This is a genomic window from Mesorhizobium sp. INR15, from assembly GCF_015500075.1.
GTDB lineage: Bacteria > Pseudomonadota > Alphaproteobacteria > Rhizobiales > Rhizobiaceae > Mesorhizobium.
This window is the reverse complement of sequence record NZ_CP045496.1, coordinates 6,204,418-6,224,788: the sequence shown is the minus strand read 5'-3', so window position 1 is coordinate 6,224,788 and position 20,371 is coordinate 6,204,418. Positions and strand designations below refer to the sequence as shown.

The following is a 20,371-nucleotide window of genomic DNA, read 5'->3' as shown; positions in this document are numbered from 1 at the left end:
GCGGACCCTAGGGGTGCGTCCCCGGCGTCTCAATCGAATAAAATTTCGGCGCCGATGAATTGATTTCGTCCGGCGGCAAACGCGAACGACGGCATCTTATTCGGCTCGAAGTCCAGTGCAGAGCGACAGTAGCCATGCCTTGAAATGCTTGACACGAGCGAGCCCTGCCGAGCGTTTGGGCGCGATGAAGTAGTAGGCGCCTCCGGTTCTTACCTCGCCGGCAAAGGGTGCGATCAACGAGCCTCGCTTCAACAGAATATCACCATAAGGTCGCCGGTTCATCGCCACACCCATGCCCTCACTGGCGGCGAGCAAAGCGTGCGAACGGGAATCGAACATCAGTTTCGGCGTCTGGTTCGAGCCCTGCACGCCCATCTTCTCAAACCAGAAATCCCATTCATGCGGCACGTAATCGCAACCGATCAGCCGCCGCCCGAGCAGATCCTCAGGCGTCTCGATTGGGCCGTTATGGCGCAGATAGTCCGGCGACACGACGGGCGCGATCACCTCGTCAATCAGCTTCTCGCAGGTGTGTTCTTCAGGCGCCCTCATGGCATAGTGGATGTCGATGTCGATGCTGGAACCGGAGAATTCTATATCGTCCGGCTTGGTGATCAGCTTGACCGAAATCTCAGGGTTGGCCGACAGGAAATCGTCCAGGTGCGGGATCAGCCACATCTGCGCCAGCGATTGAAAAAGATGGATGGTCAAGCCGCCGTTCTTGGTGTTCTGCATCACCGACAGCGTGCTGGCCTCGATCCGGTCGAGGGCGTCGCCCAGCCCCTCGAGATATTTTTCGCCGATTTCAGTGAGCTTCAGGCCGGTCTGTTCGCGCACAAAGAGCCTGGCGCTGACGAAGGTCTCCAGCGACTTGATCTGGTGGCTGACAGCCGAGCTCGAAATCAGCAACTCTTCAGCGGCGTCGGCGAGGCTGCCGGCACGAGCGGCCGCCTCGAACGCCCGCAACGCGGCAAACGGAGGTAAACGCCTCGCCATTTTTGCAACTCCTACCCACCGGGCGCGACCGTCGGCGGCGCTTTTGCAGAATACATAGGCGCTTTGTGGGGATAGCGGAAGGAATGAACGCCGGATAGGAAAGTGCCGGGCGGCAAGCAAGCTTAGCCCATCGATGATGCCTGTAACGTCCGCTGTTTTGCCTGCCCTGTCGTCTCGGCAAGAACGCGACTGGCCTCTGCGATTAGACTCATCCCGAGTGTTAAATTTGCCTCGGAAGTCGCGATCGAGATGCGAAAATATGGGCCGCATTCGAACCCTTCGCCCGGCACAACCACGACACTCCAATCCTCCAGGAGGTAACGGGCGAAGTCGCCAGACGAAGTGATCGTCTCGCCGTTGGGTCGCCTTGTCCCAATAAGCCCACTGCACTCAGGCATCAGGTAAAATGCCCCCTGCGGCTTCACAAGTCTCAATCCATTTGCTGACTCAAGGCGTTGCAAGGCGAGGTCGCGCCGGCTTTGGTAGCGCGCTGCCCGATCGGCAAGGAAGTCTTTGGGCCCTTCCAGCGCGGCGATAGCAGCCGCCTGGCTGATCGAGCAGAGGCCGCCGCTACATTGGCTATAAATCTGACGAACGCCATTGACCCATGCGAGCGGGCCTCCGGCGAATCCGATACGCCAACCCGTCATTGCATAGGCCTTGGACAGTCCATTGACGGTCATGGTGCGATTGAACAGTTTCGGTTCGATCGCGGCGATCGTGTGAAAGGGCGTACCGTCGAAAAGAATATGCTCGTAAAGGTCATCCGAGAGAACGGCGACCTGGGGGTGGCGAAGCAGTACTTTGGCCAACTCACGCAACTCTGTCTCGCTGTAAACCGCGCCTGTCGGGTTCGACGGCGAGCAAAGAATCACTAGCCGGGTCCTCGGATTGATGGCGTCATCAAGCTGCGAAGCCGTCATCTTGAATCCGCTGTTGATACTGGTTCCGACCTTGATGGCTTGTCCACCCGCCAATTCGATCATGCCGACGTGTGAAGGCCAGCATGGTGTCGAGACAATTGCTTCGTCGCCAGGAGACAGAACCGCCTGCACAGCTGAGGCGATCAACGGCTTGGCCCCCATGCCGGCAACAATATGATCGATCGGATAGTCCAGGCCGTTTTCGACGAGGAACTTTCTACGGATCGCTACTTTCAGGCCTATGCTGCCGTCCACCGGCGTGTAACGCGTCTGCCCCCGTTCTATAGCAGCTTGGCCAGCCTCGCGAATGTGGGAGGGCGTATCGAAATCGGGCTCACCGATCGAAAAATCCAGAAGATCGCGGCCTTCGCGTCGCAAGCTTTCAACGGTTGAAAATATGCCGGCAATAGGCGATGGCCGAAACCGGCCGAGGACACTGCTGGTGATCATTTACAGCCTCTCCAATCTCTTTCGGAGCTAGCCCCGTAGGGCGCCCTTCACCCGTTGGCCGTGCGGACGCACGTCCCTCAAACGCCGAGCACTGTGCGAAGACGATCGACAAATCGCGCGTCGAAGTCGCGGCTCGGGAGCGCCATCTCAGCCCCGCATCCGGGCGCCGGTTGGATCGAAACGCGCACCCTCTGTGATCTTGGCAGGCAGATGCTTTCCGTTGATTTCGATCTCAACCCTGGCATCCGCCTCGAATGCGTGCCGACGGATATAGCCGAGCGCGAGGCTCTCGCCGACGCAATAGCCATAGGCGCCGGAGGTCACGTAGCCGACATATTCCCCATCGCGAAAGATCGCTTCGCCTCCTGAGCAGTCGGCATCGTCGGCATCGACGACCATGGTGACGAAGTGCTCCGACGCACCTTGCTCGCGATGCCCGCGCGCGGCTTCCTCACCAATGAAGCCACTGCGCTTCCAGTCGACGAAACGGTCCATGCCTGTTTCCATGACCGTATAGTCTGGAGCGAGATCGAGCCCCCAGCTTTTGAAGGCTTTCTCGATGCGCAAGCTGGCCAGCGCTCTGCTGCCGGCGGGCACCAGGCCGAGATCGGCGCCGGCACGGAGCAGCGCTTCGTAAAGGCCGGCCTGATACATGGCAGGCGCATAGATTTCGTAGCCGAGTTCGCCGGAGAACGAGACCCGCAGCACGATAGCGTCGGTCGCGCCTTCAAGTTCCAAGCGCTTGACCCGCAGGAACGGAAAGGCCGCGTTCGATACGTCCTCTTGCGTCACCTTGGCCAGGATCTTGCGGGCATTGGGTCCGGCGAGCATCAGACCGGCCCAGGTGTCCGATTGGTTTTCGATCACGGCATCTGGCTGTGCGTGCTCGGAGAACCAGCGCATATGCTGACCCTGCATCGTTCCTGCACCGAGCAGGAGAAAGCTCTCGTCGTCGAGCCTCGATACGGTCAGATCGCCGATCAGACGGCCTTTCTTGGAAAGCATCGGCGACAGCGCAACCACGCCGGGTTCTCGGGGAATTCGTCCCCCGAGAATCCGGCTCAGCCACGCTTGGGCGGCATCTCCGGAAATGCGGTATTTGGCAAATGTCGATATCTCGAAGAGCCCTGCGGCGGTACGCACAGCACGGCACTCCTCGCCAACCGTTTTCCACCAGTTCTGGCGGGCATAGCCGAACATGTCGCGCTTTTCGTCGCCAGGCCGCGCAAACCACAGCGGCTGTTCCCAGCCATTGTTGAAGCCGAAAACCGCCCCCTTCGCCTTCTGCGCGGCATAGGCGGGGAAGGTCCGGACCGGCCGGCCAGCGGCGCATTCGAGATGCGGATAGGGACGCTCCTGGCGGTTCTCGTAATAATATTTGGTTCGCTCGAAGGTGAAGCGCTTGCCGGCCCAGCGCCCGAAGCGCGCAACGTCCCAGAAGTTCACGTCCATCTCAGGCTCGCCGTCGACGATCCATTCCGAAATCACCTTGCCGATGCCGGCGCCCTGGTTCAGGCCGCTCATGACGCCGCAGGCGCAGAAATAATTCCCCAGCTCCGGATGCGGCCCGAGCAGGGGGCCGAGGTCGGGCGAGAACATCATCGGCCCGTTGATGACGCGCTTGATGCCGGCCTCGCCAAGACACGGCATGCGGTCCATCGCCACTTCAAAGTTGCGATCCATCCGCGACAGGTCGTTGGGCAGGAGCTCGTGGCCGAAATCGAGTGGTGTGCCGTCGAACGACCAGTGATGGCAGGTGGCCTCATAGGCGCCGAGCAGAATGCCCTTGCCCTCCTGCCGCGAATAATAGCCGGCCTCGCTCTCGCCGATCGTCGGCAGTTCGTGGTCCATCGCCTCGATTTCGGGGATCGCCTCGGTGATCAGGTAATGATGTTCCACCGGCAGCAGCGGCAACTTGATGCCGGCCAGCGCCGCGACCTCGCGCGCCCAAAGGCCAGCGGCATTGACGACGACATCGGCATGGATGGTGCCGCCCGGCGTCTCGACATCCCAGCCGCCATCGGTGCGCGGCGTCGTAGCGGTTACCGGTGTGTGGCGGTGGATTTTGGCGCCGAGCTTGCGCGCCGCCGCGGCAAAGGCATTGGTCGCTGACGACGGATCGACATGGCCCTTGATCGGCTCCCACAGCACCGCCTTGAGGCTCTTCGTATCAAGGACCGGCGCACGATCTCTTGCTTCGTCGAAGGTGATCCATTCGGCCTCGACACCGTTGCGGCGGGCCCGCGCACGGGCAATGGCAAGCGTCGTCACCTCGTCGTCGGACGCCGCCAGATGCATGCCGCCGGTCGGATGGTAGCCGACAGGCTGCCCGCTCTCTCGCTCGATTTCCGGATAGAGGTTGATCGTGTAGACCTGCAGCCGCTGGGCGTTGGAAGGCCGCGTTAGGGAAAACAGATTGCCGGCCGCATGCCAGGTCGAACCGGATGTCAGTTCCGAGCGCTCCAGCAGCACGACATCCTTCCAACCCTTTTTGGCAAGATGATAGAGGATGGCGCAGCCGGTTATCCCACCGCCGATCACCACCACGCGGGCATGTGTATCCATTCCGTCAGAGATCCATCTGTTTGATTTTCAAGGAGCGCGAGGAAGCAAGCATCTAGCGCAGGGCTTCGAGCTCGATCTTGCGCCGCGCGACATAGTCCTCGAGTTCCTCGATCACCGATGGATCGATGGGCGGCGCCTCGTATTCGTTCACCATCTGCTTCCAGATGCCGTTGGCGCGCCGCGCCGCGTCCGGGCTGCCCTTGTCCTGCCAGTTCTCGAAATTCGACCAGTCGGAAACCAGCGGCTTGTAGAAGGCGTTCTCATAACGGGCGAGCGTATGCGCGGTGCCGAAGAAATGGCCGCCAGGTCCGACCTCCTTGATCGAGTCGAGGCCGATCGTGTCGTCATTCACGGTGAGCGGCGTCATCCAGGCGCACATCATCCGCACCATCTCGATGTCGAGGATGAATTTCTCGTAGGAGCCGACGAGCCCACCTTCCAACCACCCGGCACCATGGTTGAAGACACTGGCATGGCCTGTCAGCGCGCCCCAAAGCGACATCATGGACTCGTAGGCCGCCTGCGCGTCCGGTGCATTCGATGCGTTCACGTTGGACGAGCGCCACGGCAGGCCATAGCGGCGCGCCATCTGGCCGGTGGCTTGCGCGCCAAGCGTGAATTCGGGCGTGCCGAAGGCCGGCGATCCGGTTTTCATGTCGGCGTTGCAGATGAAGCCACCATAGATGTAGGGGCAGCCTGGGCGGATGATCTGGGTCAGCGCGCAGCAGGCGAGCGTTTCGGCATTCTGCATGACCAGCGCACCAGCCACCGTGGCCGGGGCCATCGCACCGGCAAGACCGAAAGGCGTGACGCAGACGACCTGTCCGAGCCGCGCATACTCGATGACGCCTTGCGCGATCTCGCCATCCAGCACCAGCGGCGTGTTGGTGTTGGTGTTGACGAAGAATACCGGATTGGCGGCAAGGCTTTCTTCATCCTCGCCATACCAGATCTTGGCCATCTCGATGGCGTCGCGGGCGCGATGCCGGCCGATGGTCAGCGGCTTCCATGGCTTGTCGGACAGCTTGCAGCAGGCCAGGTAGAAATCCAGGTAGCGGGTATCCGCTGGCAGGTCCTGCGCCTCGACGCTGGTGCCGCCCTCGATCTGCAGTACGTCCGTCATATGCGTCATCTTCAGGAAGTTTTCCTGATCGCGAAACGTGCCGGCCCGACGACCGTGATCCAGATCGGAAACAAAGGGCGGACCGCTGACCGCCGTAAAGGCGACGCGGCCTTCGCCCATGAACAGCTTCTTGCGCGGATCGCGACCGCGCACCGTTGCAATCGACGGCGCCTTGGCGACGAGTTCAAGCAGGCCTTGGCGGTCGAAATGCACACGCTCGGTTGGATGATCAACTGTGAAGCCGGCGCCGGCAAAAAGCTTGCGCGCTTCTTCGTCCTGAATGCGCATGCCGACGTCTTCGAGCACGGTCATTGACGCATCATGAATGCGCTCGATCTGTTCCTCGTTCAGAACGGAGATCGGCGCGTGTGGGTTGCGCAGTTGTAGCCACTCCTTCGAGAATTCCAGTCTGCCGTCGCGCACCCTGCGCACCCTGGCCGTTGCTCGCATGCCCGCCCCACAAAGGTTCGATCTTAAGCCGGGAGTTGATGAGCTTTGCTCAGGCGGGGCAATTGAAAACCCTTCAGCCGGTGATGAGGGGATTTCGCCCGTCGATCGATATTGCCTACGGCGTCGATCCTTCCGGGTTGCTGGGTGTAGCCGGATAGCGGTTTCACGCTTGTTCGAGTGCCGAGCGCGGCTCCCTATTATATCCAACAGGCGCTCGATTGCGGTGCTGAAGGTCTACCGCACGTGAAAGACGAAGCGACTGCACTTGAGATCGTCGCATGCGCGCACTTTCCGCTTAAAGGGAAAAGAGGATTGCAAACCCTATCACGCAGGCACCCATCACCCGTTGACAATTTTCGGGGGCATCGATGCCGCAGTGAGACCTAGACTGACAGCGCGAGTGATGTCCGCATATCTCCTGAAGTCACTGACTCTCCTTCGGATTCGAAGCGACCAGAAAGCACTCGCGGCGGGATCATACGGAACGATACGGGACAGCCTATGATTTTGACCCACGAAAAAGTCAACAAAATCAACGATCTTCGCTCGCCCTCCGGGCCCACCAAAATGCTTTCGTAAGTAATTGATTTTTCTGAATTTTTCTGGGCTACCATTTGGTGGGGACTCGAACCCCTCTAATGGAGGGGTCAAGAGCCCCAAATTGTTGATGGCCATCGCTCGCAATCGCGAGGCCGGTGACCTTACCGCCATCCCGGCGTTTGAAGGGAAAGTGAGAGGATCTTTCCCGTGGCTATGTTGGCGGTGAAAGTTGGTCCATCGAGTTAGATGCCCCTCACCATGGGTTCACGCTGATCGCAAATCCTGCGAAGGTCCTGACACTGGTCAGTTGGGACGTGCCCGTATTGTCCGATGCAGATTGACCAGTTCCGGGCCTGGTCAGACCTTTGCATCGTAATCCTTTGATGTTGGCTTTGTAACGCTACTACGCCAGCGACGTAAGAACTGATCTGCTTCAGAGTCCGATACGTCGGATCGACGTTGTTTCTTTTCGCTCTCACGCTGCCGCTCGACGAGGCTTGGCCCCGATGGGCTAAAGCGTCTCAGCGTTTAACGGAAACGCCGAACCGCTCTATCTCTTTGTTTTTACGCAATTCCGAACGGAAAACCGGTACACACTTTTCCTGGAATTGCTCTAATGCATGTCGCCCAAAAGTGACCTCGGTTTTGGGGCAACGACATGCATAAGAACAACGACCGAAAGCGCGTCGCCTGAATCCGTTTCGACGCGACGCGCTTGTCTTATGACTTTATTTGCCGAAGCGGCGAGAATGAACCGCTGGGAGAGAGCAGCGGCTCTCTCGTCAGCGGCGAGGGATGGATCGTCGACGCGCTGGCCATTTGAGGGGCCGAGCTAAAGTTTGATCACCCTCGTCTTTTCCCGAAGGCCTGAACGGATACGCGCAGTTTGAGCTGCGCATGACAAGCAGAGGCACGGCAAAAGATGACGGAGCGTCGTCTACGAGCCGACTGGTCCTTACCATCGCGGTTTTGAGTGCCGGCTCGCGGAGGCCGGACTGCCATTGGTCAAGGTCAATCCGCGCCAGGCACGCCGTTTCGCGGAGGCGACAGGCAAGCTGGCCAAGACCGATCGATGCGACGCCGCCATGCTGGCGCGCATGGGGGCAATGCTGGCTTTGACGGCGCGCCCGCTTCGCAGTTCCCTGCTCAATGAGCTCAAGGACCTGCATATGGCTCGTGCGGCTCTGATCAAGGATCGCACCGCAGCCAGGAACAGAGCCAAGACCCTTATGAAAGTACGACATGCTCAAGGCGGCAGGCAAACCCCCGAAGGTCGCAATCACTGCATTGATGCGAAAGCTCATCATCCCCGCAAACGCTCTGCTCAAGGCGCAGCGAAAATGGACCCCTAAAAGCACTTGATCAAAACGGATACTTTAGCCGACGATGGACAAGAGCATGAGGCTGGCGAACCCGCCGAGAACGACGGAGGCGATGCGCGGCGCCAGCAAGTAAAATCGCCGCCCGGCGATGTGGCCGAACGCCACCCACAGGAATCCGACGACAACGACGCATGCCGAAAAGGCCGCAAGGTAGGGCGCGATGTTCACCACGCCGTGGGGAATGATGACGACCGAAAAGACGAACGCCTTCGGATTGATCAACGTTGTTGCGAACACGCCACGGGTTCTTATGATCGAAGGCGACGCCGCTGCCGATGCGTTCCATAGCCCGCGAGCGGTGAACGCGAGATAGGCCACGACGACAAGCTTGAACCCGCCGTTGACTACCGGACTATCGAGCAATGGCTCCAATGCCAGCCGGATGAGCCCGATCGCCGCCAGATAGCCTGTGAGTTCTCCGGCCAACAGCGGCAAGGAGCGGCGCACCCCGGCGACGGCGCCCGAGGCGGCCAGCAAGGTGTTGCTCGGGCCGGGGGTCGAAAGCAGCGCCACCACAGAGAGGACAAAGAGGATTGGGTCGCTCACGGCCGATCAAGCCGTCGTTGATGTGCGCAGAACGGCAACGGTCGAGCGTACGTCCGTTTCGCCGGCGGCGATGATCCGGTCTGCTCGGTCGTCGCACGGTCGCCAACTGTATGAGAGCGCGCCTTCCGGATATCGCCCGCTGAAGCAGCCCGTGCAGATTTCGCTGCCGAGTGCGTCGTGCAACCCGGCAAGAGACAGGAAAGCCAGGCTGTCCAATCCAAGCAATGAGCTGACTTCCGCCAGGCTTCTGCCCTCACAGATCAGTTCTTTGCGATCCGGCACGTCGATCCCAAAAAAGCAGGGATGAGTGAACCTGGGCGATCCGATGCGCGCATGCACCTGGCTGGCGCCGGCATGACGCAATGCACTGGCCAGGTGCTTCATCGTGGCGCCTCGAACGAGGCTGTCATCGACGATGATCACCGAGCGGCCAGCAATCGCGCTCGTGTTCAGCACGTACTTACGGCGTATGGCATCCGCTCTGCTTGCGGCTTCCTGAATGAAGGTTCTTGCCGCGTCAGCAGTCAGGGAAATCGCATGCTCCGGTACCCTGTGGAGCTGCTCTGCAAAACCTTGGGCAAAGTCGATTCCAGATTTGGGGACGGGAACGACCAAGTCGCCGTCGACGGGATGTTCGCGCGCCAGCAATTGGCCGAGCCGATGCCGAAGCGCCGCCACGGGGCTGCCACGCAACAGGCCGCCGGCTGTATGGAAATAGATGCTTTCGAATGAGCACGACGAGCGCGGCGCGGGAGGCAGGCTGCGCACTTCGATGGGGCCAACAGCCGTCCAATCGGTCACCGAGCCAGGTTTGATTTCCTCGATGTCATCGCATTTGAGGTGTTGCAGTGCCGGCGTCTCGGAGGAGAATGCCATACCGCCAGGATAGCGGGCCTGGAAGAGCGGCCGGATGCCAAAGCGGTCGCATGCCGTTGTCAGCCCGAAACGATCGGCCGCGACGAGGGCGAAGGCACCGGCAACCCCATCGAGGGCCGCGAAGACCCGGTCGCCGAGTTTCAGCGATGTCTCGTTCTCAATCCGCATCGAGAACAGACGCGTGTCTGACAGTGGGCGACCACGGCCTCGCTCCCAAAGCTGGAACTGGCCGTTGTGAGCGAGTGCGGCCTCGCCCCCGTCAACCAGGATCGGATGGACGTCCGCGATCAAGCTGCCGCCACGCGTCGCGTAGCGCCAGTGCGCCAGGAAGACCATATGCTGCGTGTCTGGGAGATGCCGCACGACGTCCGGATCGCCCCTGCCTGTCTGCCGCTGATGAGTGGTGGCGAAACCATTCGCAGTGTCGCGGCAGTGCCAGACACCGACTCCGTCCTGACCCCTGTGCTGGATGAGCCGCAGCGCCTCGATCAACGTCGAGACTTCCGGTGGCTTGCCCACGAACGCTAGGATTCCACACATGCTCTCAACTCGATCGGCGGCCGCGGCATGGCAATCCCGCGACACGGTGAGACGGACGAACGTGGCGAAGTCGTTGAGCCGGCTCGCCGATCAACTGCGGCACACTCAGGGGTGGATCACGACTTTCAGCGCCTCACCTCGGTCCATCAGGCCGATACCCTCCACGATCTCGACGAGCGGCAGCTTGTGCGTAATGATCGCGTCCGTGCGTATCTTGCCGCTGGTGATTAGGTCGAGCGCGAGCCGGTTCTGGCTCGGGCTGGAGGCGAAAGCCCCGAAGACGGCAAGCTCCTTGTAGTGGATGATGTTGCCGTCGATCGCCGCGATCGAATCCGATTTCGGCAGCCCGCCGAAGAAGCTCACGCGGCCGCGCAGCGCCGCCATCTTCACTGCCTGGCCTTGCGCCTCCTTGGCGGCACAGGCCGATATGACCACGTTGGCGCCGCGCCCGCCGGTGATCTCCATCACCTTTGCCACCGCGTCCTCCTTCGAGGCGTCGACATAGTAGTCGGCGCCGAACGCCATCGCCTTTTCCAGCCGCAGCCTGTTCTGTTCGACGTGGATGATGCAGACCGCGCCCCTGGCGCGCGCTACCTCGACATGCATGCAGCCGATCGGCCCGGCGCCGATGACAACCACCGTGTCGCCGAGTGTCACGTTGACCAGTTCCTGACCATTGATGACGCATGACAGCGGCTCGGCCAATGCTGCCTGGTCATAAGTGACGGACTCTCCAATCACGCTCAGGGCTTTTTGAGTGACCGCGCTCTGGTTGACCGCCATGTATTCGGCGAAGCCGCCAGGATAGTGGAAACCGTGCGCCTTGACGTTCGAGCACAGATGCATCCAGCCGCTGGTGCAGGCGCGGCATGTGCCACAGGGAATCCCGGCTGCGACGGTGACGCGATCGCCACGCGCCACGCCGGAAACGTTCTTTGCGACCTCGACGACTTCGCCGGCGACCTCATGGCCGATGATCCATGGTGGTTCGCAGAAGCTGCTGCCATGGTGATAGGTCCTGAGATCGGTGCCGCAGATGGCACATGATTTGACCTTCAGGAGAACGCCGCCTTCCGGCAGGTCTGGGCTGGCCGTTTCCCGGACCACCAGCTTCTCGATCCCTTCGTAGATTGCTGCTTGCATGACTGTTCCTCCGGTTCGGATTAGGAAATTCTGGGGCTGGTCCCATGCGTCGGTTCGCGCGCCAGAAAGGGCATCGCCCAATCGCGCCGCTGTGGGCAGGAGACCGATTTCGCATTGGTGACAAAGGCGCGGATCTTCGCGGGGTCCTTGAGCCGAGCGCTAAGCGATACGCCACTGCTGACGTCGACGGCATAGGGATGCGTCCGCGCGATCGCGCTGGCGACGTTTTCGGGATCGAGACCCCCGGCAAGAAAGAATGGTCGGGCTGAAAATCCGGCCACCCAGCTCCAGTCGAAACGTTTGCCCGTTCCACCCGATAGGCCGGGTACATGGGTGTCGAACACAAAGGCCGAGACGTCGTAGGCTTCGAGGTCGTGACGCGCGAGCGGCCCGTCGAGGTGAATCCCCTTGAACACCGGCCACCTGCACCGCGCGCAATAGTCCGCCGTCTCGGTACCCTGCAGTTGCACGGCATCGAGATGGCAGCCGGCGGCGGCGGCGTGGACGAACTCAAGCGATTCGTTGACGAACACGCCGATCGTGCGTGCGATCGGGGAAATCGCCTCAACGATCGTCCGGGCGATGTCGAGCGACACGCGACGCTGGCTATCAGAAAACACCAGGCCGATAAAATCGGCGCCGGCGTCCGCTGCCACTTCGGCATCCGCGACCTCGGTAATGCCGCAAATCTTAACCGCGACGGTCATGACTTGCCTCTCGAAGATCTATCAGGACCCTCGCCGCGGCGCCTGATCCGATCGCCTCACGGGCCGCCGCCATCCCGTCAAGGAGCGTCGACGTCAACCCAGCGAAAACGAATGCGGACGCCGCGCAAATCAGAACGGCATCGGTTTTCGGACCAGGGGCGCCGGCGAGAATGTCGCGGCAGATCGCTGCGTTCTCCACACCGTCGCCGCCGCGAAGCGCCGTCACTGGCGAGGGCACGATGCCGAAGTCTTCTGGACTGACGGAGAAGACCCGAAACTGGCCGTTCCGCAGTTCGTGGATGGTGGTGCGTCCCGAGACGCTGATCTCGTCGGCGCCGTCCGCGCCGTGGAAGATCCAGGCCTGCTTCCGCCCTGATCGCGCCAGAACATTGCAGAAAACAGGCAGAAGCGTGGGGTCCGACACGCCGATCATCTGTCGTCGCAACCGTGCCGGATGTGCCAGCGGGCCGGCGAGGTTGAAGATCGTGCGGATGCAGAGCCGCTTGCGCAGCGCGTTCAGGCCCTCAGGGAACCGGTGATGCGTCGGCGTGAACAGATACGCCATGCCAACCTCGGCGAGGCAGGCGCGGACGTGTTCGTGGTCTGGCCACGCGGACAACGATATGCCGAGTGCCTCGATCATGTCGGCGCTTCCGGAGCGGCTGCTGAAACCGCGATTGCCGTGTTTCAGCACGGGCAGGCCGGCGGCGGCGACGACGAATGCCGTGGTGGTCGAGATGTTGAACGTGCCAAGCCGATCGCCGCCGGTGCCGCCGATGTCGATGGCGTCGGGACCATCGAGATCGGTCGGCGCTACCCGCTTCATCATGCTGCGGACGCAACCGAGGATTTCCTCCTCCGTCTCGCCCTTGCGTGACAGCGCCACGAGAAGCGCGCCGGCCTCATCAAGCGGCATGTCGCCGTCGAGAATAGCTGTGAACTGCTGTTCGGCTTCCGCCGTCGACAGATCCTCAATCACGGGCGGGCTGCTCATCAGCACATCCTGGACCATCGCCGCCTCCTTCAGCCGAGGAACCGGCGCATGGCTTCGCCCGAAGCCATGCCGTCGTGGACGATGGCGCGAATGGTCCGCAGCGTTGCCGCGGGATCCTCCGCCTGGATGATGTTGCGGCCGAGCAATACACCTGCGGCACCAGCCTCAACCGCGCCTTCGACCATCTCGAAACTCTCGGCGAGCGTCTTGGTCTTCGGGCCGCCGGCGATGAGGATCGGCACGGGACAGGCCTCGATCACCGGGCGATAGCTGGCGGCGGAGCCGCTGTAATCAGTCTTGAGGGCATCAGCGCCGATCTCCACTGCCATGCGACAGGCAAAGGCGATGAACTCGGCATCGAACGCCTTGTCGGCGGCCTTCGATCCGCGGCACATCGGTTCGATGATGTGCGGAATGCCGAACCGTTCACAGGCCCGCGTCAACGCTGCGTTCTTGGCGATCTCGTCGGCCTCGACGCGCGAATCCGCATAGCCGATGAACATGAAGCTGAGAACCGCGTCGGCACCGTAGCGCACCGCGTCCTCGACCTGCGCGATCAGGCAGGTGGAGCCCTCGGCGTAACTCAGTTGCGGTATCGGCCGCCAGATGTTCGTCCAGTCCATGCGCAGGATCAGCGCCGGCGCTTGCTTGCCGGTGAACTGATCCTTGCAGATCCTCGCCACGCCGGGAGAAACCAGCACCGCATCGGCACCGCCTTCCACCAATTTGGCCATGGTGCCGCGCGCGTCGGTGATGCCTGGCATCGGGCCGACGTCGAGGCCGTGGTCGAAGGCCACGCACACGGCCTTGTTGCTGGCCTGGTTAAAGATGCGACCGAGCCTGAACGATTTTCCGCAATCCGTCGACATAAAGCGATCTCCTTGCCTGCGTTGAACTAGACGGCGGCACGTTGCTGGCCGGCCGGTGCATCGGCCAGTTCGAGCACGCCATAGGTGATCGCATCGGCCAGGCTGCGGTAGACATTGGAGGACGCCAGCTTGCCGTCTTCCGTCAGCGTCGCCACGATGGAGTCGACCCCATGACCTCGCCGCACCTCGGCGAGGATGCCGTCAACCACGGGCGTCAGCGGCAGCTCGAGCTTTTGGTGGGTGCGGATGGTCTTGCTGGGCACCAGACGATCGTTCTCGATCGAGTAGTCGTCCACCACCTGCCAGCCGTCGGACACCCGCAGCACCAGGTTCGAACGCGCCGTATCATCCTTGAATTGCTCCGGATCGGAGAGCTCGGTTACGATCCGCTGCAGCTCGGTTGGCGTGCCCATGCGCTGCAGGCAGCGGTGGTACCAGCCGCGGTGCTCGAACGAACCGGCGATCAGCGAGATGAACGCCTGCCTGGGATCCAGATTGGGCCGATCGAAGATCGACCGGGCCTTCCAGAAGAAGTCCTCCTGGCTGCTCGCCTGGCCCGCATACAGGAAATAGACTTGGTCACGGTAGCGCGTGAAATCGCGTCGGTAGTTGCGTTCGTAGAAGGCGAGGAGAGCCGCTTCGTCGGCCGTCTCGTCTTCCAGCAACGTGTTCACCACGAGGGAGGACATGTAGCCAGCCAGCAGTGCGAGATGGACTCCCGTCGAAAACAGCGGATCGATGAAGCAGGCCGAGTCACCGGCCGCCAGATAACCCTTGCCGCAGAAATTGTCGTATTCGTACGACCAATCGCGCAGGATGCGGATCTTTTCGACCTGCTCGGCACCCTCCAGCCGCTCCGCGAGTTCCGGCGTCCGCGCAATCGCGGCGTGGTAGAATTCCTCGATGCCCTGCTCCTTGAGCTTGTCCATGTTCTTGCGGTCGACGACGCAGCCGATGCTGGTGATCTCGTTGCGCAACGGAATGAACCACCACCAGCCTTCCGAGAAGGTCGGCAGGAAGGTGTTGCCATTGTCGATGCCTTCGCCTCGCTTGGCATTGCGCCAGTAGGACCAGACGGCCATGTTCTGGAGCAGTGGATCCCACTGCTGCTTCTGGGTCTTGCGGGTGATCAACCCGCCTTGGCCCGAGGCGTCGATCACCCATTTGGCGAGCGCGCGCCGGACCTCACCGCCGTCAAGAGCCTCGAACTCGACGCCGACCACTCGATCGCCCTCAGTGATGGAGGACAAAACCTTGCATTCTTCGCGCACGTGCACGCCGTGACTTGCGGCGTTGTCGAGCAGAATCTTGTCAAACTCGGCACGCTCGACCTGGAAACCGTAGTCATAAGGTATGGAGACGGCGTCCTTGAAATAGGTCGTCCATTTCTTGCGCGTTTCACCCCATATCCACTCGACGCCCCACTTCTTGGTGAAGGTCTTCTCGAGTTGGTCGAGCACACCCAGCTTCCGGAACAGTTCCAGCGTTCCCGACAGCAAGGACTCGCCGATATGGTAGCGGGGGAACTTCTCGCGCTCGAGCAGCAACACCCGCTTCCCCGACTGTGCCAGGAATGTCGCGGACGAAGAACCGGCGGGCCCGCCGCCGATAACGATGACGTCATAGTCCGTGTCGAATTGCTGGGACATCTCATATTCCTCCGCTTGGTGTGTGGCTTGTCGCTTTAGTCGAGGATGGCCGAGGTCGGGCCTGACAGATCGAGCTTGAGTAAGGTCTTGATTTTGATGCCGGTTTCGTCCTGCACCCGCTCCACGCCGCGATAGGCGGATTTTTCGGCGACGCAAACGACGTCGACGATCTCGGCGCCGCACTGGCGGATCGCCTGGATCAGGCTGACCATCGTGCCGCCCGTACTGATGACGTCGTCGACGATTACGACCCGGTCGTTGGACTCAACGCCGTTGAGGTAAAGGTCGCCACTGGTGTATTCGCATTCGAACGGCACCTTGATCTGCCCCTGCAGGCCAGACGATTGCCATCGCGCAAGCCCGAACGGCAAACCGACCAGCAGGGCGGTTGCGGCGACGAGCACAGCACCCTTGTCCTCTTCGCCGGCAATCTTGGTCGCCTTGCTGAAATCGACAACCTCGGCGACCCAGTTCGCGGCATCGCGAAGCAGCTCGGGACTGGTTGCGGGTATCTGCTCGGTCAATGGGTTGAGGACGAATTGCCTGCCGTTGACGGGAATGAGCGGGCATCCGTCGAATGCCGCGCGAACCATCCACCCAACCGGTTTCTTCGACCCGTTGATGCGGTTCGCGTTACGTGCGCTGGAATCGATATCGACGTTTTGCATGGAGTTCCCTCTGGTGACGATCGAATTCATTGCCGTGCCGGCTGAATGTCCGGCATTCGTTCTCGCTATGCCGCGCTCCGCGTCGCGCCTGGGGCGCCGCGATCAGCTTTCGACAGGCGTGGGTTCGCGCTCGTGCTGCTGAGAAGGGTGCAGGCCTCGCGAGCAGGCAGTATGCTGCCGAAGACATAGGCGATGTTGTCCAATGCGGCTTCGTTTCTCGCCTCGGTCGTGCCGGCAACGCATTCAGGAACGACGAACACGCGGTAGTTCAACTGTTGCGCGTCCTGTGCTGTCGCCCGGACGCATACATCCGTGGCCACGCCGGTCAGGATCAACGTGTCGACCCCCAGGCCCTTCAGAAGGATCTCGAGATCGGTGGCGAAGAACGCGCTATAGCGGCGCTTTGGAACGACAAACTCGCCCGCTTCCGGCGTCAGCGCGGGGTAGAAATCCGGCCCCGCGGTGCCTTCGAGGCAATGAAGTGGTTCGCCATATTCGAGTTCCAGACCAAAATCGACCATCTCGGCGCGGTGCCGCTCCTGGGTGAAGATGACGGGGATGCCTGCCGTGCGGGCGGTCCGCCGCAGCTCATCGATGGAGCCGCATATATCCGTCGCGCCGGGGCAGCGGATTGGCGCGCCGGAGGCTACAAAATCGTTCTGCATATCAATGATGAGCAAGGCCGGTGACATCGCATCGAACATTGTCTACTCCAATTGGATGCAGGCCCGGGGAATGCCGAAAGTCTTCCTGGAAATCGACACTATGAGGCCGGGTACTTGGCTGTAAACGTGCAGAAGTGACAGTTGACCGGGTGTCGATGTATTTCGATTATCTCGCGATAAGTTGGAAGTTAACATTTTACTAAAAATACACGCCGCTCCGATTATATGCAATTTACTTTGCCGGCAATTTTTATTTAAAGAATACTGGCAAGAAGGTGACAATAGCGATGATGTCGAAAGCTATGAAGGGCGTTTTGGCGGCTGTGGCCTCGGCGCTGGCGCTGTCCTGCATGGGCATACTTGGGAAGCTGCTTCTTCAGCGAGGGATACATCCGCTCAACGTCGTGACCTTGAGAGCGATTGTCGCTTTCGTGACGTTGGCCGTAATTCTTACGGCCGCACGCCGGCGGCTGCCAACGATCGCTCTCGGCCAGGTCCCGTTCTTCGCCATGCTTGGGTTGATTGGCATCAGCCTCAACTACGCGACGTTTTTCCTGGCGCTCGACCACTCCTCCGTCTCGACCGCCATATCGCTGCTCTATACCTACCCTGCATTCGTGACCGTGGGCGCCGTGCTGTTCCTCGGCGAGGCGATGACGGTAAAGAAGATCACAGCCCTGGTTCTCACCATCGTCGGGTGCGTCTTCGTTACCGGTGCCTATGATCCGGCTTCGCTCGAACTCAATGCTCTTGGGGTGTTGTTCGGCCTCAGCGCCAGCCTCACGAAGTCGGCATACACATTGCTCAGCAAGCGAGCATTGCGGCAGAACGATCCGTGGACGACGGTTCTTTTCGCGTTCGGCTTCGGCGCGCTCTTTCTGACGTGCTGGACGTGGCCGGCTTCGATCCTCGACATCGATATCGGCTGGGAAGCCTGGGCGCTAATCCTGGCGATCGCCTGGATCCCGACGCTCATTGGCTACTCCCTTTTCGTCCTGTCCCTGAGTTACCTTGAGGCGAGCAGGGCCAGCATGATCGCGACGCTTGAGCCGGCTGCCGCAATTCTGCTTGCAGGGCTGTTTCTCGGTGAACTCGGAGCGTGGCCGCAATTCTTCGGAGTTGGCCTCATCCTCGCTGGCATCATCGTGCTGAACATCAGGACCGCGGCGGCGCCGGTGCGATTGCCCGCGCCCAAAGCGCGACCCCGGTAGCTGGGCGTCATTGTGACCTCGGCGCGCCGCCAATCATCCCATCGGATCGAGATCGTAGTCGCAGGCAGCCCTGGCCAGGGTCTGCCGCATCGTTGCGTAGCCGTAGCGCTTCCGCGCCTGCTCCATGTGATACCGCACTGTACGATAGTGCAGGCCGGTGAGGACCGATATGTCCTCGATCGTCTTGCCAGCGACCGCCCATTTTATGCATTCCAGCTGCGTGGCGCCGAGCACCACTGCGTCAACCGGGTCGCCGTCCGGCGGTGCGGCCGACCGCGTCCGGCAAAGCTCGTGATAGAAATAGACCAGGGTGATCCCGGCCAGCATATCGCGCGCGCAGGGAGTGCGTTGCGTGAACAGGCCAAGATAGGCGGTCTGGCCTCCCGCTATCTCTATCGGGACGCTCAGCCGATCCCGAAAGGCGGGTTGGCCGAAATCCGTGCCGATGCTGAAGACGGTCTGCAGCAGCGGCAGATGCTTTCGCGGCGCGTCCGTGACGTTCAGGAACGGGGTCACGTGCTGCCGCACGAAGTGGCGAGCCTGGTGACCGCGCCGGTCCTCGAAATACGTCTTGGCTGCCGTCGAAATGGCCGAGAGATAGCTGACACTGCTCGATCCGAGACGCTGAGCGATGTCGTTGTAGAGGTTGCTTTCATCAAAGAAAGTGACGAAAGTTGAAGTATCGATATCGCTCTCTCGCTTATCGTTAAGAATCTCGTCGTCGCTAAGAGGTTGGAATAGGGATCTGTCGCAGATGAATCCGCCAAAGCCGAAATGATTTATTGAATCACGGAACCGGAATTTCAGCTCCTTTGCCGTGATAGCCTCCATCAATTTGGAGATCATGGTTTGCAAGTATACCTTGCCGGGCCTGCCCGCTGGGCGTGGCGCAACGCTTTGATTTTGTCTTTTTGATATTTTCATGTCGCTACACTGAACTGTGTTCCACAACGCGGCTTCCATTGGAAAATGTCAAAGAACCATTTTCCAGGAATGAGGGGCTTTCAAAATGGACGACGATCTTGGAAAGGCATACTGGTATATACAAGCAGGCTTGACAAGAGGTATAGACATGTCATCTCATCTCATACAGCAGGCCCGATAGGGCTTCGGGGAGCGATGGGGTTGATGAGGGTGGGACGCGCATTCGCGCGGATTTTTCCGATTGAACAATGCGCGGTGCCCGGCGCCGCTTCCGTCTTCCGCGCCATCTTCCTGTCGCGGGCACCGAAAACGAATTGGTGGGGATAGGCCTATGAAGAAGATAATCGAGGACATCTTTTCCGGGCCTCACCCGCTCTACTTCCAGTTCAAGGAATATGTCCTGGGCCGGATCCGTTCGGGCGAGTGGCCGAGCGGCACGCGGCTTCCATCCGAGAACCAGCTGGTCAAGGATCTCGGCATCAGCCGCATGACGATCAATCGTGCCTTGCGCGAACTCATGCACGAGGGGTGCATCACGCGCGTCCACGGTGTCGGTACTTTCGTCAGGGAGGCGCCCCAGCAGGCAAGCCTGCTCGAACTCAAGAACATCGCCCAGGAGATACGTGACCAGGGCAATCAACATTCCGCCTATGTTCACGCCAGCAATTGCATTGCCGCTCCCGCGGACTTGGCGAACCGGTTTGGATTGCAGCCCGGCGACAGTCTTTTCCATATCGTGCTGGTTCACTCGGAGAATGGCGTGCCGGTGCAGATCGAAAACCGCTACGTCAATCCCGACGTCGCGCCGCATTTCCTCGATCAGGATTTTTCCTCGGTCACTCCGACCGAGTACCTGGTTTCAATTGCCCCGGTGGGCGAGCTTGAGCACGTGGTCAAAGCAAGTCTTCCGACGGCGGAGCAGCAGGACTTGCTGGAGATCGAGGCAATTGAGCCGTGCCTGGTGCTGCACCGGCGGAGCTGGTCCTGGAACCAGGTGGTTTCGGTGGTCACGCTGACCTATCCAGCCAGCCGATACGAATTGCGCGGCCGCTACCGGACAACGCCAATGGGCATGTTGTTCGACGACCGGACGAACCGTCCGGTCAGACGTCCGCTGCGGCAGAAGCAGAGGACATAAACTGCAGCGCAG

16 protein-coding genes and 1 pseudogene are annotated in these 20,371 nt (G+C 60.8%); 3 read left to right on the top strand and 14 right to left on the bottom strand.

Annotation, left to right across the window (positions count from 1 at the left end; translation table 11 throughout):
• Positions 1 to 96: 96 nt before the first annotated feature.
• From GA829_RS30255 to GA829_RS30240, 4 genes are all read right to left on the bottom strand, one after another.
• A complete protein-coding gene (locus GA829_RS30255; protein ID WP_195176212.1) occupies positions 97 to 996 on the bottom strand; it encodes a LysR substrate-binding domain-containing protein in 900 nt (299 codons plus the stop codon).
• A gap of 122 nt (positions 997 to 1,118) precedes the next feature.
• Entirely contained in the window at positions 1,119 to 2,369 is a 1,251-nt protein-coding gene (locus GA829_RS30250) for a pyridoxal phosphate-dependent aminotransferase (RefSeq protein WP_195176211.1), read from the bottom strand.
• A 147-nt stretch (positions 2,370 to 2,516) separates the two neighbouring features.
• Complete coding sequence (locus GA829_RS30245) at positions 2,517 to 4,934, bottom strand: FAD-dependent oxidoreductase (RefSeq protein WP_195176210.1); 2,418 nt, start codon at positions 4,932 to 4,934, stop codon at positions 2,517 to 2,519.
• Positions 4,935 to 4,986: 52 nt separating this feature from the next.
• Positions 4,987 to 6,507: a trimethylamine methyltransferase family protein gene (locus tag GA829_RS30240; protein ID WP_195176209.1), complete on the bottom strand. Its 1,521-nt coding sequence runs from the start codon at positions 6,505 to 6,507 to the stop codon at positions 4,987 to 4,989.
• A gap of 1,472 nt (positions 6,508 to 7,979) precedes the next feature.
• Here GA829_RS30240 and GA829_RS36925 point away from each other — a divergent pair.
• Positions 7,980 to 8,276, top strand: a pseudogene (locus GA829_RS36925) (IS110 family transposase); the annotation flags it as partial.
• 147 nt (positions 8,277 to 8,423) lie between these two features.
• On the opposite strand, the gene GA829_RS30230 reads toward GA829_RS36925, so the two are convergent.
• The 9 genes from GA829_RS30230 to GA829_RS30190 all read right to left on the bottom strand — a co-directional run bounded on the left by GA829_RS30230 (position 8,424) and on the right by GA829_RS30190 (position 17,125).
• Entirely contained in the window at positions 8,424 to 8,975 is a 552-nt protein-coding gene (locus tag GA829_RS30230) for a LysE family translocator (RefSeq protein ID WP_195176208.1), read from the bottom strand.
• Positions 8,976 to 8,981: 6 nt separating this feature from the next.
• Entirely contained in the window at positions 8,982 to 10,343 is a 1,362-nt protein-coding gene (locus GA829_RS30225) for an amidophosphoribosyltransferase (RefSeq protein WP_195176207.1), read from the bottom strand.
• A gap of 153 nt (positions 10,344 to 10,496) precedes the next feature.
• Positions 10,497 to 11,534: a zinc-dependent dehydrogenase gene (locus GA829_RS30220; protein ID WP_195176206.1), complete on the bottom strand. Its 1,038-nt coding sequence runs from the start codon at positions 11,532 to 11,534 to the stop codon at positions 10,497 to 10,499.
• 20 nt (positions 11,535 to 11,554) lie between these two features.
• Positions 11,555 to 12,241: a phosphoribosylanthranilate isomerase gene (locus tag GA829_RS30215; RefSeq protein WP_195176205.1), complete on the bottom strand. Its 687-nt coding sequence runs from the start codon at positions 12,239 to 12,241 to the stop codon at positions 11,555 to 11,557.
• The gene (trpD, locus tag GA829_RS30210; RefSeq protein ID WP_195176204.1) at positions 12,225 to 13,235 is read right to left on the bottom strand and encodes an anthranilate phosphoribosyltransferase; all 1,011 of its coding nucleotides are present in this window, start codon (positions 13,233 to 13,235) and stop codon (positions 12,225 to 12,227) included. The genes GA829_RS30215 and trpD overlap by 17 nt, the downstream gene beginning before the upstream one ends.
• Positions 13,236 to 13,264: 29 nt before the next feature.
• Positions 13,265 to 14,104, bottom strand: coding sequence for a class I fructose-bisphosphate aldolase (locus tag GA829_RS30205; protein WP_195176203.1), 840 nt, complete (start codon positions 14,102 to 14,104; stop codon positions 13,265 to 13,267).
• 26 nt (positions 14,105 to 14,130) lie between these two features.
• On the bottom strand, positions 14,131 to 15,753 hold the full coding sequence (locus tag GA829_RS30200) for an NAD(P)/FAD-dependent oxidoreductase (RefSeq protein WP_195176202.1): 1,623 nt from the start codon (positions 15,751 to 15,753) through the stop codon (positions 14,131 to 14,133).
• Positions 15,754 to 15,788: 35 nt separating this feature from the next.
• On the bottom strand, positions 15,789 to 16,421 hold the full coding sequence (locus GA829_RS30195; protein ID WP_195176201.1) for a phosphoribosyltransferase family protein: 633 nt from the start codon (positions 16,419 to 16,421) through the stop codon (positions 15,789 to 15,791).
• Positions 16,422 to 16,486: 65 nt separating this feature from the next.
• On the bottom strand, positions 16,487 to 17,125 hold the full coding sequence (locus GA829_RS30190) for a cysteine hydrolase family protein (RefSeq protein WP_195176200.1): 639 nt from the start codon (positions 17,123 to 17,125) through the stop codon (positions 16,487 to 16,489).
• 248 nt (positions 17,126 to 17,373) lie between these two features.
• Between GA829_RS30190 and GA829_RS30185 the strand changes: the two genes are divergently transcribed.
• Positions 17,374 to 18,297: a DMT family transporter gene (locus tag GA829_RS30185; RefSeq protein ID WP_195176199.1), complete on the top strand. Its 924-nt coding sequence runs from the start codon at positions 17,374 to 17,376 to the stop codon at positions 18,295 to 18,297.
• A 33-nt stretch (positions 18,298 to 18,330) separates the two neighbouring features.
• Here GA829_RS30185 and GA829_RS30180 read toward each other — a convergent pair whose 3' ends face one another.
• A complete protein-coding gene (locus GA829_RS30180) occupies positions 18,331 to 19,260 on the bottom strand; it encodes a helix-turn-helix transcriptional regulator (RefSeq protein ID WP_195176198.1) in 930 nt (309 codons plus the stop codon).
• Positions 19,261 to 19,552: 292 nt separating this feature from the next.
• On the opposite strand from GA829_RS30180, the gene hutC reads away from it, so the two are divergent.
• Complete coding sequence (hutC, locus tag GA829_RS30175) at positions 19,553 to 20,359, top strand: histidine utilization repressor (protein WP_195176197.1); 807 nt, start codon at positions 19,553 to 19,555, stop codon at positions 20,357 to 20,359.
• The last annotated feature ends 12 nt before the right edge of the window (positions 20,360 to 20,371 follow it).

Bases quoted from the DNA above. Each gene is read 5' to 3' on its own strand.
- GA829_RS30255 (WP_195176212.1), bottom strand. From the start codon at position 996: ATGGCGAGGCGTTTACCTCCGTTTGCCGCGTTGCGGGCGTTCGAGGCG.
- GA829_RS30250 (WP_195176211.1), bottom strand. From the start codon at position 2,369: ATGATCACCAGCAGTGTCCTCGGCCGGTTTCGGCCATCGCCTATTGCC.
- GA829_RS30245 (WP_195176210.1), bottom strand. From the start codon at position 4,934: ATGGATACACATGCCCGCGTGGTGGTGATCGGCGGTGGGATAACCGGC.
- GA829_RS30240 (WP_195176209.1), bottom strand. From the start codon at position 6,507: ATGCGAGCAACGGCCAGGGTGCGCAGGGTGCGCGACGGCAGACTGGAA.
- GA829_RS30220 (WP_195176206.1), bottom strand. From the start codon at position 11,534: ATGCAAGCAGCAATCTACGAAGGGATCGAGAAGCTGGTGGTCCGGGAA.
- GA829_RS30215 (WP_195176205.1), bottom strand. From the start codon at position 12,241: ATGACCGTCGCGGTTAAGATTTGCGGCATTACCGAGGTCGCGGATGCC.
- trpD (WP_195176204.1), bottom strand. From the start codon at position 13,235: ATGAGCAGCCCGCCCGTGATTGAGGATCTGTCGACGGCGGAAGCCGAA.
- GA829_RS30205 (WP_195176203.1), bottom strand. From the start codon at position 14,104: ATGTCGACGGATTGCGGAAAATCGTTCAGGCTCGGTCGCATCTTTAAC.
- GA829_RS30200 (WP_195176202.1), bottom strand. From the start codon at position 15,753: ATGTCCCAGCAATTCGACACGGACTATGACGTCATCGTTATCGGCGGC.
- GA829_RS30195 (WP_195176201.1), bottom strand. From the start codon at position 16,421: ATGCAAAACGTCGATATCGATTCCAGCGCACGTAACGCGAACCGCATC.
- GA829_RS30190 (WP_195176200.1), bottom strand. From the start codon at position 17,125: ATGTTCGATGCGATGTCACCGGCCTTGCTCATCATTGATATGCAGAAC.
- GA829_RS30185 (WP_195176199.1), top strand. From the start codon at position 17,374: ATGATGTCGAAAGCTATGAAGGGCGTTTTGGCGGCTGTGGCCTCGGCG.
- GA829_RS30180 (WP_195176198.1), bottom strand. From the start codon at position 19,260: ATGGAAGCCGCGTTGTGGAACACAGTTCAGTGTAGCGACATGAAAATA.
- hutC (WP_195176197.1), top strand. From the start codon at position 19,553: ATGAAGAAGATAATCGAGGACATCTTTTCCGGGCCTCACCCGCTCTAC.